Source organism: Niallia circulans NBRC 13626 (assembly GCF_001591585.1).
GTDB lineage: Bacteria > Bacillota > Bacilli > Bacillales > Cytobacillaceae > Niallia > Niallia circulans.
Map to the genome: position 1 here is coordinate 439,792 of NZ_BCVE01000001.1, position 15,108 is coordinate 454,899.

The following is a 15,108-nucleotide window of genomic DNA, read 5'->3' on the forward strand; positions in this document are numbered from 1 at the left end:
TCACATCCTTCTATCCTATCGTAGTATCATAATTAGAATAGGCAGCGATACACTTCTGTGCTCTTATTCTATCTTCTTCGGTTTGAAAACTAATTGCCAGAATCCCGAATATCTCTTCTCTGGTTTCCATTATTCTAATATTCGTTATACTTATTTTTTCTTGAGCTAAATAACCTGTAATCTCAGATATAACCCCTGGATAATCCGGTACATCCACATATAAATCATAAAAAGCTGGGATTGCCCCTTTTTGATCTTGGGGCAAACCATCTCTTACCTTTTTCGCTCGGGAAAAATAGTCATATAATTCTTCGGCACGTTCATTTTCAATGAGAGTAAGGACTCTGTCCATTTCTTTTTTCCATTCATTCATTAACTCAATTAACACGTTTTTATTATGTATTAATATATCCCGCCACATAGAAGGGCTGCTAGAAGCGATTCTTGTAATGTCTCTAAATCCTCCTGCTGCTAACCTAGTTACTAGTTTATGCTTTTCACTAATCTGATCTGCTTGATGTACAAGTGATGCAGCAACTATATGCGGCATATGACTGATAGCCCCAGCTAACAAATCATGCTCTTCAGGAGAAATAACAAGAAATTTCGCATTTGTGCCTTGTAACCATTTTAATAAACACTGAACATGCTGATCCTCAATTTTTTCATGGGGAGTTAATAAATAAAAAGCATTTTCAAAAAGAAGTACTTTTGATGCTGAAACACCACTTTTATGGGAGCCAGCCATTGGATGTCCCCCAATAAAAGTAACGTTTTTATCTAATAGTACTTGTGACTTTTTTGTAATAACAGACTTAGTGCTTCCAACATCTGTGATTATAACTTTTTCTTTCAATTCTATTTTAGAAAGTATTTCGATGATTTTTTCTGTTTCTTTAACTGGTGTAGAAAGAATAATCAAATCAGCAGTTTTTGCACCTTCTTCAATCGTTGTTGAAAGATTATCAATAACCCCCATCATACTGGCTAATTTCAAATTATCCACGGAAATATCAAAACCTGTAATGATGCTTTCTGGGTGTTCTTTTTTTATACATAAAGCTAACGATCCACCTATAAGTCCTAAACCTATTATGAAGACGCGACCGTTCATTCTATCACCGCCTTCTATTCCCAATTGTTATTGCGCCACTTTCTTTTCAGCAAGAAACTGTTTCATTGCTTCAATCAAACCATCGTTTTCTTCTTTTGAGCCTATTGTAATTCGAACAGAGGTTGGATAATTCAATGGAACACCTGAACGGACAATATACCCTTTACTCATTAAGTATTGAAATACTTCATCCCCATCTATTTTGAAATCAACTAGCACAAAATTTGTTTGTGATGGGAAGTAGGATAAATTATTTTCCTCACAGAAACGATATAACTGTTCAAGACCTTCTCTATTTTTCTGACGACAAGATTCCACAAACTCTTGATCCTTTAGGGCTTCTTCTGTTGCAATCTGCCCGAATGTATTAACATTAAATGGTTCCCTTACCGGATCTAATGTGTTTAATAAGCTAGCATTGGCAACACCATATCCTACACGGAAACTTGCAAGACCATATATCTTTGAAAATGTTCGTAAAACGATTAGATTATTAAACTGTCGTGTAAGCGAAATAGCTTCATAATAATCTTCCGCCACTACATACTCGTAATACGCTTCATCAAGTACTACAAGCACATCCTCTGGAACTTTTTCTAGAAAAGCAAGTAAGTCCTTCTCAGGAATATATGTACCGGTTGGATTATTGGGACTGCATAGCCAGACAACACTAGTATTATCATCAATAGCTTTAAGCATTGCAGGCAGATCATGTTCTGCTTTTTCTGTTAGAGGAACTTCTCGAACCTCTGCTCCATCAACGACTGCATTATGCTTATATTGCCCGAATGTATGACTAGCCATTACCGTATTTAAGCCTGGTCTTAACAAGGCTCTAGATATCATTAAAATAATTTCATCTGAACCATTTCCTAATACTAGCTCTTCTGGTTTAACCTTTAAAAACTCAGCTAATGCATAGCGGAGGTTTGTTGCATATCCATCGGGATACAACGCATAAGAGCCATCGACTTTTTTTAAAGCCTCTAATACTTTTGGAGAACTCCCAAATGGATTCTCATTAGACGCAAGCTTAACAATATGATCGAGATTAAATTGTTTTTTCACTTCTTCTATCGTTCTACCAGGTTGGTAAGCTTTCAACCCTAAAAGCTGCTGTTTCCATTTCATTATATTCACCTCAAGTTTATTGTTTTGTTAAATCTGGTCTTAATTGAATCGCTTTTTCTAAATAAGTATGCTGTATTTCATCCTGCGGCAGCTCCGTGTTCCAATGCATCATAATCCGAATACACTTTTCTAATGCAAAAGGAACAGCTATTTCTTTCATACACATGACTGGAACATATGTCCAATCTTCTTGCATACGAATAATTTTAGCTGGGAAAGCAGCATTTATATCATCTGTAACCGACAAAAATACGGATGCTACATCACATGCCTTTATCTTATTTGCGTTTATCATCTCTTTAAAAAGTCTTTCTGTCGCAGAGAGAATTTCTGCTTCGATATTGTTTTTAACCGTTATTGCTCCTCTAACGCCTCTAATCATCTACTTCCCACCTTTAAATAACCCTAATTCTTTTCTAATTACCTCTTCAGTCACTTCTACTAGAACAGGAAAACCTATTTCTTTCAAAAGGACAAAACGTATTGTTCCATTTATAGATTTCTTATCCTGTCTCATTCGATCAATTAAACGTTCTATTTCCAGATCACTTGGAATATCACAAGTATATCCTAGCTGTTTAAGCCACTTTATATACTCCTCCATCGAAAATACTATGTCGTATTCTCTTTTGCTTAATCTTAACGCAAATATCATTCCAATCACGACAGCTTCTCCATGAGTAAATTTTCCATACCCCATCTCTGCCTCAATTGCATGCCCTAATGTATGCCCAAAATTCAAAAAGGCGCGTACGCTTGTTTCTCTTTCATCTTTTTCAACAATCGCTTGTTTAACAAGAATACCTTTCTCAAGAATTTCAGACCAATAAGCTATTTTTACTTGTGATAAATCACTTATCTTGCTATGTAGTTCTTGATAAAAGGTTATATCACTAATTAACGCATGCTTGATTACCTCTCCAAACCCAGATCGAAGTTCTTGAAGCGGCAGCGTAGATAGAAACGTTGTATCATAAAAAACAGCTTCTGGCTGATTAAAAACACCAATCATGTTTTTACCCAAAGGATGGTTTATAGCCACTTTCCCGCCAACCGCACTATCATGAGCTAAAATAGTGGTTGGGATTTGAATAAAAGGAATTCCTCTCATAAAGGAAGCAGCTACATAGCCTGCTAAATCACCGACCGCTCCGCCACCTAATGCTAATACTAGCGATTTACGATCAAGGTGCTGTTCTAGCATATAGGTCAAACAAGCATAAAAAACATCGAAAGTTTTTGCCTTTTCTCCTGCTGGCACTATATAGCTAATGACAGGAAAGGAGGAAAGTTTCTTTTCTACCGTTTTCAGGTGCAACTTTTCAACTGACTCATCGGTAATAATTAAAACTTTTGTTACATCAACAAATTCCTTTTGCAGAAATGCTGAAAGCTCATCAATAACACGTTCTCCGATCCATACATCATATTGTTTCGACGTTGTTTGAATGGAAACAGTCTGCATTAGAATTCCCTCGCGTGTCTATTGTGCTCAGCAATATTAGCTGCAAGCCCTTCAAATCGATCAGCATAAAATTGATCGACAATAGCTGCAGCAAGCTCCCAAGCAACAGCATGCTCTGCTACTACGGATGCCGCTGGAACTGCACAACTATCACTGCGTTCAATGCTTGCTGTAAATTCTTCTTTTGTATCGATATCTACACTCTTTAATGGTTTATATAGGGTAGGAATTGGCTTCATAACGCCTCTTACAACAATTGGCATACCATTTGTCATTCCACCTTCTAAGCCGCCTAGACGGTTTGTTCTGCGAGAATAACCTTTTTCTTGATCCCATATGATCTCATCATGGACTTCACTTCCTGGCTTTCTAGCAGCTTCAAATCCTATCCCAATTTCTACTCCCTTAAATGCATTTATACTCATGATTGCAGCAGCAAGCTTCGCATCTAATTTACGGTCATAGTGTACATAACTTCCCACACCAATCGGCATACCTTCCACAATTACTTCTACTACACCGCCAATGGAATCGCCATTTGCTTTCGCTTCATCAATGGCATTCATCATTTTTAAGCCTGCTTCTTCATCTAAACAGCGAACAGGAGAATTTTCCGTAATTTCCTTAAGTTTTTCAATCGACTCATAATTAGTTATATTTGATTTTATACCACCAATTTCGACAACATGTGAGGCAACTTTAATCCCTAGTAAGTCAAGGAGCTTTTTCGCCACCGCCCCTGCTGCTACACGAACTGTCGTTTCACGGGCAGAAGATCTCTCTAATACATTTCTCATATCACGATGACCATATTTAATGGCGCCATTTAAATCTGCATGTCCTGGACGTGGACGACTTATTTTTCGTTTGATTTCGTTTGCTTCCGCTTCATCAATTGGATCCTGTCCCATAACTTTGGTCCAATGCTTCCAATCATTATTTTCTACAATCAATGAAACCGGTGAACCTAACGTATAGCCATGTCTAATACCGCCGCCAATTTCAACGGTATCGGTTTCTATTTGCATTCTTCTTCCTCTGCCATGCCCCTTTTGCCTTCTAGCTAACTCCTTATTTATATCTTCAGCTAATAAAGGCATTCCAGCCGGAAGTCCTTCGATAATTGTAATTAATTTGGGACCATGTGACTCCCCAGATGTTAAATATCTCATAATGAATCCTTTCTCCCTTCAACGCTTTAAAGTGATTATGTTCCAATATAACATACCAATCCTGTTATGAATAGTGAAAATCTAAAAATCCTCGTAAAATATTACCACGTGATTATCCTATCCATAAGAAAAATAGCAATCATGTAAACAATGGCAAAACAACAATAATTTTTGCCATGTTGTTTTGCCATTAACTTATATTTTCCGATAAAAAAAAGTATCTGCTGTCTCAAATCCATATTTAGCAGGTGTAAAAATTTGCTCCGTACTCCCCACAAAGAAAATCCCACCAGGTCTTAATGCTTGAGAAAATTTATGGTAAAGTAAATCTTTTGCATCCTCTGTAAAATAGATGAGAACATTTCTACATACAATTAAATCAAATGGTCCGCCAAACGAATCCGATAATAAGTTTTGCTTCTTAAATGTTACATTTCTTTTTACTTCCTCTTTTATTTTGAACATTGCACCATCTTTCTCAAAATATTTATCCTTCTGAGCGATTGGTACTTCGTTTAATGCTCGTTCTAAATAAACCCCCTTCTTGGCCCTGTCTAAGGCGTTAATATCAATATCGGTCGCAAGAATTTGAAAGTCTCTCCATTTCATTTCATTAGAAAGAAGCATAGATAAAGTGTACGGCTCCTCTCCTGTTGAGCAAGCTGCACTCCAAACCTTTAATTGTGCTTTTGATTGTAGAAGAGATGGTAAGATTTTTTTCTCCAGTACTTCCCAGCGTTTATAATTACGGTAAAACTCAGAAACATTAATTGTCATTCGATCTAATAGCTCGTCCAATAAATGTTTATCCTTATGTATCGCTTTAAAATAATCTTCAAAAGAAGTAAAACCTCTTTTTTCATAAAGAGAAGTCAACCTTCTTTTCATTTGTGCTTCTTTGTATAAAGACAAATCTATTCCAGATAATCTGTAAAAATTCTTTATAAACTCTTGAAAATCCTTCTCCATTTAAAATTCCTCACAAGTATAATAAAATCAACTACTTTTTAAGTATATACGATTTTCCCACAAAACGGCCAAATTTTATTCCGATTATTCATATAATTACTAGAAAAGCGGAAGCGACTGGTTATCGGTGTACAAACTGGAGGGCACTGACTGAGATAAAGGAAACACGATGAACGTTAGTGAATCGATGTTGACTTATCGTAGGGAAGCGGCCGAAGTTTGCTAGACGATAGGAGCTGGAGCCATACATTGAAAAGCGGAAGCGACTGGTTATCGGTGTACATACTCCACGGTACCAAGTTTCTTAGTTTGATCGTTCAAATAAAATAGCTGCCCTGCATAGGACAGCTAAGTAAGCTATATTAGTAAATCCAACCATCTAATAGTTTCTTATACTCTACTAACTCTTCTTCTTTAAAGAATAGCGCAATTTCCCTTTGGGCACTTTCAAAACCATCAGATCCATGGATAATATTTTTATGTTTTACTACCCCAAAATCTCCACGTACCGTACCAGGCAAAGCTTCCAAAGGATCCGTTTTTCCCATCATCATTCTAGCCTTTGCAATGACTTCCTCTCCTTGCCAAACCATTGCAAAAACAGGACCTGAAGTAATAAAATCTACTAATTGAGTAAAAAACGGCTTGCCTTTGTGTTCTGCATAATGTTGTTCCGCTAAATTTTCTGTAATATGAATAAGCTTTGCACCAACAAGTTGAAAACCTTTCTCTTCAAAACGGGTTACTATTTTCCCAATTAAATTTCTTTGTACCCCATCTGGCTTTACCATTAGAAATGTTCTTTCCATAAGCTCACTCCTACCATATGTATTAGACTAGTAACATGGTCATTCATGAAAAACTTACCACAAAAATCCAATTTATGCAAAAGAAATTTAAAAACGCTTTCATGAAAAAAAGGTTCAAAAGGTTTGCTTATTCCTTTAAAATTTGCGCTTCCCTAAATATTTAGCGATATTATTAAGTGCAGATTTTGCTTTTCCATTTGGCAAATCACGAATAGTTTGCAAAGCCTTTTTTAAATACAAATCACTAACCTGCAAGGAACGATCGATAGCATCTGTATTTTTGATCATGGAGATAATTTCCATTAACTCTATCTTGGACATTCTCTCATGAACAGTTATCACTTTATCGCGCACTTTTTCTTGTTCCATCGCGAATAAAACAGGCAAGGTAATATTTCCTTGAAGTAAATCTCCACCAGCAGGTTTTCCTAATTCTTCTTCCGTACCAACAAAATCGAGAACATCATCTATAATTTGATAGGACATTCCAACATAATAGCCAAATCGATATAACTTATGTTGATACTCTTCCTCTACATCAGAAACAATGGCCCCTACTAATGAGCTAGCCGATATTAATAAAGCCGTTTTCCGCTTAATTCGTCGAAAATAATCCCTTATATTTTGATCAAATCGGTATTTATCTTTTATTTGCTGAATTTCACCGATACATACTTCCACTATCGTATTAGCAAGGACTTTGTGAGCAGCAGGCTTATCTATCTCACTCATAATTTCTATTGACCTAGCAAAAATATAATCCCCTGTATACATGGCAACTTTATTATCCCATTTTGCTTTAATCGTTGGTTGCCCTCTCCTTAAATCGGAGTCATCTATAACATCATCATGAACTAATGATGCCATATGAATTAATTCTAATGAAATAGCAGCCTTTTTTATAATTTGAATATCATAGTTACCAAACTGTCCAGCAAGCAATACGAATATCGGACGTATTCTTTTGCCGCCTGCTTGCAATAAATGTAACGATGATTCTCTTAAAATGGAAGAGTTCGCCTGTACCGTTTCTTCCAAAGCTTTCTCAATCTTATCTATATCCGAATTCAAAAATGAGTACATCATTTTTAATTTCACTAACTACTCACCCAACTTGTATCGATATTTTGAAATAATTATCCAGCATAAAAATGCTTATGTATAAATTTAATCCTATTTATGAAAAAAGAGTCTAAATACAAGGTCAAGAATACAGGATTAAAATGTAGTCCCCCATCAAAATCCAAATATGCTCTTTGGATTTTGATTTAGACTCTCCCCTATGATTGCATAATTATTTATAACCTAAATGAACCGCAGCAACACCACCAAAATAAGGCTTATATGTCACTTTTTTTAGTCCAGCTTCTTGAAACATCTCAGCTAGTTCTTTCATACCTGGAAAATCACGTGCCGATTCCTGAAGCCATGAATATTCCTTATAGCTTTTCGCAAATAATTTCCCGAAAACCGGCATAATGTAGCGAAAATAGAAATAGTATCCCTGTCTAAAGATTGGCATTGTCGGCTGGGACGTTTCTAAACAAACTACCAATCCACCTGGTTTTACAACTCTTCGCATTTCTTTTAAAACAGTTAAATAATCTGGAACATTTCGCAATCCAAAGCCAATTGTCACAAAATCAAACTGATTATCAGGAAACGGCAATTCCATAGCATTCCCATGAATAAGCTCAATATTATCATATTCCGCTGTCTTTTGTTTGCCGATACTCAGCATATTCTCACTAAAATCAAGTCCAACTACTTTACCGTTTGGTCCAACTTGCTCTGCTAAGCTAATTGTCCAATCAGCTGTTCCACAGCATACATCTAAACATGCTGCTCCTTTAGGAACATTCATTCTCTTCATCGTGTCTTTTCGCCATAGTTTATGCTGCTGAAAGCTAATGACTGAATTCATTTTATCGTAATTACCATAAATCTTTTCAAATACATTATGTACCTTTTCTTCTTTAGACTGTTGCTCCTGCATTTTTAATTACCCTTCCTCTACGTACAATTGTTGTTTATTTAAAGCATTTAATAATTGATAGGTATTTTCTCTAAACACCGTTTGTAATTCAGGAAGATTTTCTAGCATCTCTTCTAGTCGTGAACTTGTCTCTTTTAGATATTTATCTAATACGGTAGCTTTATCACTTATAGATAATAAATGGTTTTTATTCTCATACTTATAAAATGTTTCGACGACAATTGATCTTTGTGTGCTGTCATATAATTCTTTTTCTTTGCGTATTCGATAAAGAAACAAGTATTCCTCTATAAGTGAGTTCCATCGATCTAATTGATAAAAGTCCACAAGCTTTTTAATTAATGCTCCCTCAATATTTTTCAGACTTTCTATTACCTGCTCTATTGTTTTATCATTCTGTTGATAAAAGAATATTTTATTCTCATTTACCTCTTTAATTCCTTCTGCTAGGATTTTAAGCATTTTAAAGTCTTCGATTTCCGCTAATATTTTATAATATTGCCCACTATATAAATCCCCTGCTAATACTGTTAACTGTCGATTTCTTTCGTTCCCTTTATGCATCTTTTCATTTGTAACAAGCTCATGGGTATCAAGGGCAATTTGTATAAGTGTAATAGTTGCTGCATATGTAATTATTTCTTGCTTTTTTATATTTGCCTCTAAAAGGACAGATATAATTAGTAATATCTTATGTTCATCTATAACTGGATTTGGTATATGTTTTTGCAAATAATGATTCGAAGTTCGCTCAATCACTCTTTTTTTTACACTTTCTATTAATTCCTGCATAACCATAACATCACCCTTGTTCCCCATTTATTCCTGGTTTTCTATAATTTTGTTTCTCGCATCTACTTTTAATTAAGACAAGTGAAACCATCTCTCGAAAGATTGTCTATCTATCTTAGAACTACAAATTAACAAAGTAAACTTTTTTAAAAAGCCACTTTCCATTTCTATCACATATTCTAATTATTATATCACAAGAAAAAGTAAAGGGATACAATTGGCACTTAGTAAAGGTTCTGCTTTATCTTTTCCGAATTAACTGAACATAATTCAGTTTTGTTACTCTGCACCATGAAAAAACAACAGAAAAAAACCGCGATAATTTTCGCGGTTTTAGTGAAATACTATTATTGTATGTAATTATTTCACTGCGTCTTTAAGTGCTTTACCTGGTTTAAAAGCAGGAACTTTACTTGCTGCGATTTCAATTTCTTCACCAGTTTGTGGGTTACGACCTTTACGAGCCGCACGCTCACGTACTTCAAAGTTACCGAAACCGATAAGTTGTACTTTATCACCATCTTTTAAAGCATTCAAAATTGTATCGAAAACAGCGTCAACTGCTTTAGTAGCGTCCTTTTTTGATAGTTCACTTGCTTCAGCAACTGCATTGATTAATTCTGTCTTGTTCATGCCTTTCACCTCCTCCCGAGTGTTTCAAATAAAAGCTAAAAATTAGTTTCATATCTTTATTTGTAAACAAATTAACGGAATTATATACGTCCTACTGAATTTTTTCTTAATTGAGACCAATTGGTTTCTACTAAAAAGAAATGTCAGTATGAAAAGCCTTAAGCTTTTAATAAAGATTAAGAAACCTTTTATAACGCTAATTCCTTTAAAAGATTATCATAATCATTTCTGCATATCAAGAAATTTTATATATTGATAGCAATATTTTCTTATTTTGAAATAAAAGCGTAACATTAAAACCATATTTTTACCAATTTCATCCATAATTTGAGCGGAAATGGAACTATTCTCCCGTTGTACCAATAATGTAATAAACGGGTATATTTATAATAAAAGAAAAGCCTTTTTATTCATTCATCAAAAAAAGAACTCTAGAATAGAGTCCTTACAAAATAATTGCTATGAGTCCACCAGAGCCCTCGTTAATAATTCTTTCTAATGTTTCTTTCAGTTTATAACGTGCATTTTCTGGCATTAAGGACAATTTTGCTTGTATTCCTTCCCGGACGATGGAACTTAAACTTCTTCCGAAAATATCTGAATTCCAGATGGATAACGGATCATCTTCAAAATCTTGCATTAAGTATCTTACTAATTCCTCACTTTGCTTTTCTGATCCAATGATTGGTGCAAATTCACTTTCTACATCCACTTTAATCATATGGATAGATGGCGCAACGGCTTTTAATCTAACCCCAAATCTAGAGCCTTGACGAATGATTTCCGGTTCATCTAAACTCATATCCACTAATGATGGAGCTGCAATGCCATACCCAGTTTGTTTCACCATTTTTAAAGCATCTGAGATTTGATCATATTCTGTTTTAGCATGTGCAAAATCTTGCATTAATTCTAGTAGGTGGTCTTTTCCTCTAATCTCCACTCCTACAATTTCTTTGAGGATATCATCATATAATTCATCTGGGGCAAACAAATCAATTTCTGCGATACCTTGCCCCATTTCTATACCTGCAAGACCAGCATTTTCAATGAATTCATATTCACTAAATTGCGAAACTACTCTATCCACATCTCTTAATCTCTTAATGTCTTTAACCGTTTCTTTTACTGCTTCTTGATAATTATCTCTTAACCAATGATTTTCTCTTAATACCATTACCCAGCTTGGTAAGTTTACGTTTACCTCTAAAACTGGAAACTCGAATAGCGCTTCACGCATAACATTTAACACGTCTGCTTCGCGCATACTTTCTACACTCATGGCGATAACTGGAATATCATATTTTTCGGAAAGCTCTTGTTTTAGAGCATCCGTATTAGGATGATATGGCTGAGCACTATTTATAATCATAATAAATGGTTTACCAACCTCTTTTAACTCTTCAATTACTCTATTCTCGGCTTCTAGGTAGTTACTTCTTGGAATATCACCAATCGTACCATCCGTTGTAATAACGACTCCAATTGTACTGTGTTCTTGAATAACCTTTCTTGTTCCTATTTCAGCAGCTTCATGAAATGGAATAGGCTCTTCATACCATGGTGTATTGATCATTCTAGGGCCGTTTTCATCCTCATAACCTTGTGCTCCCGGCACAGTATAGCCGACACAATCTACAAGCCTGATATTCACTTCTAATCCTTCATCTACTTTAATAGAGGCCGCTTGATTTGGAACGAACTTTGGTTCTGTTGTCATAATTGTTTTTCCTGCTGCACTTTGTGGAAGCTCATCTTTAGTCCGAGCTCTATCACCTTCATTGTCCATGTTTGGGATAACAACCAATTCCATGAATTTTTTTATAAAAGTTGATTTTCCGGTACGTACTGCTCCTACTACACCTAAGTAAATATCACCGCCCGTTCTTTCGGCAATATCTTTAAAAATATTTACCTTTTCCAAGTGATCCCCTCCTGAACTTTTCCTAGTACATGGGATAGAATTATCCATTTAATACTATTAGACAATATATATTTATGATGTTGTCCTATCTCTTTATGCCTTATTTTTTATTTTCTCCCCCTTTTTTTTGCTAGTTTTTATTTTAAAGTTATAAGACCTTTGTTTATGAACGTAAAAATGATGCCCATCCATACGTTTTATTTTTATGAAACTAGCATGAATTCATTTATAAGCTATATTAATCCCATTTTTTCTGTGTATGAATAAATAAAACCTTCTCTTCAATATATACAAGAAAAAAAGGGATATGACACTTTTTGTTCGCAAATCTATAAAAAACTAGAAAAGGGGAAACTGATTATCGGCCAGTCTAGTAAACTTGCCAATCTGTTGCAATGACATATATCGTTCAAATGCAGCAAAGCGGCGAAAAACAAAAAAAAATCAAAGTAAGAAGTAGGGGAAACTTCTCACTTTGATTTCCATTGACTATTTAACCCAAACCCTGTTCATTCCACTAGGTTGCTTCAAAGCATTTTATGTTATTACATACATTTTCGAACCATTAAAACGCCTAAATTTCCATAAAAAGATTTCGTTCATTCTCCTTTCATAAGAAAGGATTTACAAAGTACACATCTTTTCCTTATTCTATGTACTGAGAAGCAAGAATGTTTATTAAATCTTCCATTTCATTCGTTTTTCCTCTGGCCATTAGGCTTTCGACTGCTTCCTTCGCATCTTTTCCATTGAATAAAATTTCGAATAATGCATTTGTGATAGGCATCGTAACACCGTATTTTTCGGAAAGCTGATGAGCTGCTTTCGTTGTTCGGATTCCTTCTACAACCATTCCCATTTGCTCCAGCACTTCTTCTAGTGCATGACCTTTTCCAAGCATATTACCTGCTCGCCAGTTTCTGGAATGAACACTTGTACAAGTAACAATTAAATCTCCAATCCCGGTCAAACCAGCAAAAGTAAGTGGATTTGCTCCCATTCTTGTACCTAGTCTTGCCATCTCAGCAAGTCCTCTTGTAATTAATGCGGCCTTTGCATTGTCACCAAAACCTAATCCATCTGCAATCCCTGCACACACCGCAATAATATTTTTCAATGCCCCGCCAATTTCTACACCAATAAGATCCGGATTTGTGTACACTCGAAAATTATGATTGATAAATAAATCTTGTACCAGTTCAGCTTCCTTCATATTTTTAGAAGATACTGTAACAGTCGTCGGATGACGTAAGCTTACTTCCTCCGCATGGCTAGGTCCAGAGAGTACAACAATACTCTTTCGGATGCTTTCAGGTATCTCTTCCTCCATTATTTCAGAAATTCTAAGTAATGTACCGGGTTCAATTCCTTTACTTACATGAACGAACGTTTTTGGTTCGTTAATATACGGGAGTAATTGAGGAATTACCTCACGCATCGCTTTTGTTGGTACAGCTAAAACAATGATATCCACATCATGAACACTCTCTTCTAACGAAGTGGTGCCTTTTACTTCATTGGGTAAGGTAATTCCAGGCAAATATTTACTGTTTTGATGTAAATTATTTATCTCTGCAATATTTTTCTCATCTTTTCCCCAAATATGAATAGTATGACCATTGTCGCCAAGTACTAATGATAGTGCTGTCCCCCAGCTTCCAGCACCAATCATTGCTACGGATTTTTTATCTTTCATCCTTTCCACCTCTTTTATTTTCTTTCTCTTGCAAATATTTTAATCGGTGTTCCTTCAAAACCAAAGGCATCTCTAATCCGATTTTCTAAAAATCGCTCATAAGAAAAGTGAAGCAATTCTGGATCATTTACAAAAACAACAAAAGTAGGCGGTCCAACCGCAACTTGGGTAGTATAGTATATTTTTAACCTTTTTCCTTTATCTGTTGGAGTTGGATTCATCGCAACCGCATCCATTATAACATCATTTAACACACTTGTTTCCACTCGGCGTGTATGATTTTCACTGGCAACTTTAATCATCGGAATTAAAGTATGAATACGTTTTTTCGTTTTCGCAGATAAGAATACAATTGGTGCATAATCTAAGAATAAGAAATGCTCCCTTATATTTTGTTCAAAGGTTTTCATTGTTTTTTCATCTTTTTCTACTGCATCCCACTTATTTACGACAATAATAACTGCTCTTCCTGCCTCGTGAGCATAACCAGCAATTTTTTTATCTTGTTCAATAATTCCTTCTTCCCCATCAATAACTACTAAAACAACATCCGATCTTTCAATTGCTCGCAATGCTCTAAGTACACTGTATTTTTCTGTAGACTCATATACTTTTCCTTTTTTTCTCATTCCAGCTGTATCGATAATCACGAATTCTTCGCCATTAACCGTTACTTGGGAATCAATTGCATCACGAGTCGTTCCTGCAACATTACTTACGATTACGCGCTCTTCGCCTAGCATTGCATTCACTAATGAAGATTTTCCTACATTTGGTCGTCCAATAAGCGAAAATTTAATGACATCATCATCATAATCCTTTGTATCACGTTTAGGAAAATGCTTTGCAGCTTCATCCAATAAATCTCCAAGTCCTAATCCATGTGAACCAGAGATCGGAAACGGTTCTCCAAAGCCTAATGAATAAAAATCATAAATTTGCTCTCTCATATCTGGATTATCTACTTTGTTAACAGCTAGCACAACAGGCTTTTTCGCTTTATACAAAATCTTCGCAACTTCTTCATCTGCGGAAGTAACACCTTCCCGACCGTTTGTTATAAAAATAATAACATCTGCTTCCTCTATTGCGATTTCTGCCTGCATACGTATTTGGTCTAAAAATGGTTCATCTCCAATATCAATACCTCCTGTATCAATAAGGTTAAAATCATGATTTAACCATTCTGCCGAGCTATAGATACGATCTCTCGTTACTCCTGGTATATCTTCTACAATAGAAATACGTTCTCCTACTATCCGATTAAAGATAGTAGATTTCCCAACATTCGGTCGTCCAACTATCGCAATAACTGGTTTCGCCATCGCTATCATCCCTTCATATACATAATCATTCTATCCATGCAGCATGATTCCTTAGCATAAACATCTCAAGGTAATCACGATG

At 35.5% G+C, this 15,108-nt stretch carries 14 protein-coding genes; all 14 read right to left on the reverse strand.

Annotated elements, in window-relative coordinates; translation table 11 throughout:
• Positions 1–10: 10 nt before the first annotated feature.
• Positions 11–1,114 carry a prephenate dehydrogenase gene (locus BCI01S_RS02330; protein ID WP_047940371.1) on the reverse strand — a complete coding sequence of 368 codons (1,104 nt, stop codon included), beginning with the start codon at positions 1,112–1,114 and terminating at the stop codon, positions 11–13.
• Positions 1,115–1,141: 27 nt separating this feature from the next.
• Positions 1,142–2,245 carry a histidinol-phosphate transaminase gene (gene hisC, locus BCI01S_RS02335; RefSeq protein ID WP_061796518.1) on the reverse strand — a complete coding sequence of 368 codons (1,104 nt, stop codon included), beginning with the start codon at positions 2,243–2,245 and terminating at the stop codon, positions 1,142–1,144.
• Positions 2,246–2,261: 16 nt separating this feature from the next.
• Positions 2,262–2,627 carry a chorismate mutase gene (gene aroH / locus BCI01S_RS02340; protein WP_047940369.1) on the reverse strand — a complete coding sequence of 122 codons (366 nt, stop codon included), beginning with the start codon at positions 2,625–2,627 and terminating at the stop codon, positions 2,262–2,264.
• Positions 2,628–3,710 carry a 3-dehydroquinate synthase gene (gene aroB / locus BCI01S_RS02345; protein WP_047940368.1) on the reverse strand — a complete coding sequence of 361 codons (1,083 nt, stop codon included), beginning with the start codon at positions 3,708–3,710 and terminating at the stop codon, positions 2,628–2,630.
• The gene (gene aroC, locus BCI01S_RS02350) at positions 3,710–4,882 is read right to left on the reverse strand and encodes a chorismate synthase (RefSeq protein ID WP_047940366.1); all 1,173 of its coding nucleotides are present in this window, start codon (positions 4,880–4,882) and stop codon (positions 3,710–3,712) included. The genes aroB and aroC overlap by 1 nt, the downstream gene beginning before the upstream one ends.
• Positions 4,883–5,077: 195 nt before the next feature.
• Entirely contained in the window at positions 5,078–5,851 is a 774-nt protein-coding gene (locus tag BCI01S_RS02355) for a CheR family methyltransferase (RefSeq protein WP_047940365.1), read from the reverse strand.
• A 362-nt stretch (positions 5,852–6,213) separates the two neighbouring features.
• Complete coding sequence (gene ndk / locus BCI01S_RS02360) at positions 6,214–6,660, reverse strand: nucleoside-diphosphate kinase (RefSeq protein ID WP_047940364.1); 447 nt, start codon at positions 6,658–6,660, stop codon at positions 6,214–6,216.
• Between the two features lie 135 nt (positions 6,661–6,795).
• Positions 6,796–7,758, reverse strand: coding sequence for a heptaprenyl diphosphate synthase component II (hepT, locus tag BCI01S_RS02365; protein WP_047940363.1), 963 nt, complete (start codon positions 7,756–7,758; stop codon positions 6,796–6,798).
• A 196-nt stretch (positions 7,759–7,954) separates the two neighbouring features.
• Entirely contained in the window at positions 7,955–8,656 is a 702-nt protein-coding gene (locus BCI01S_RS02370; protein WP_047940362.1) for a demethylmenaquinone methyltransferase, read from the reverse strand.
• A gap of 6 nt (positions 8,657–8,662) precedes the next feature.
• Positions 8,663–9,448 (reverse strand): heptaprenyl diphosphate synthase component 1, encoded by a 786-nt coding sequence (locus BCI01S_RS02375; RefSeq protein ID WP_161798381.1) that lies wholly within the window; start codon positions 9,446–9,448, stop codon positions 8,663–8,665.
• 360 nt (positions 9,449–9,808) lie between these two features.
• Complete coding sequence (hbs, locus tag BCI01S_RS02380) at positions 9,809–10,081, reverse strand: non-specific DNA-binding protein Hbs (protein ID WP_016203034.1); 273 nt, start codon at positions 10,079–10,081, stop codon at positions 9,809–9,811.
• A 445-nt stretch (positions 10,082–10,526) separates the two neighbouring features.
• The gene (spoIVA, locus tag BCI01S_RS02385) at positions 10,527–12,005 is read right to left on the reverse strand and encodes a stage IV sporulation protein A (RefSeq protein WP_047940360.1); all 1,479 of its coding nucleotides are present in this window, start codon (positions 12,003–12,005) and stop codon (positions 10,527–10,529) included.
• A 646-nt stretch (positions 12,006–12,651) separates the two neighbouring features.
• Entirely contained in the window at positions 12,652–13,701 is a 1,050-nt protein-coding gene (locus tag BCI01S_RS02390; RefSeq protein ID WP_047940359.1) for an NAD(P)H-dependent glycerol-3-phosphate dehydrogenase, read from the reverse strand.
• Between the two features lie 14 nt (positions 13,702–13,715).
• The gene (gene der / locus BCI01S_RS02395; protein WP_047940358.1) at positions 13,716–15,026 is read right to left on the reverse strand and encodes a ribosome biogenesis GTPase Der; all 1,311 of its coding nucleotides are present in this window, start codon (positions 15,024–15,026) and stop codon (positions 13,716–13,718) included.
• Positions 15,027–15,108: the final 82 nt, after the last annotated feature.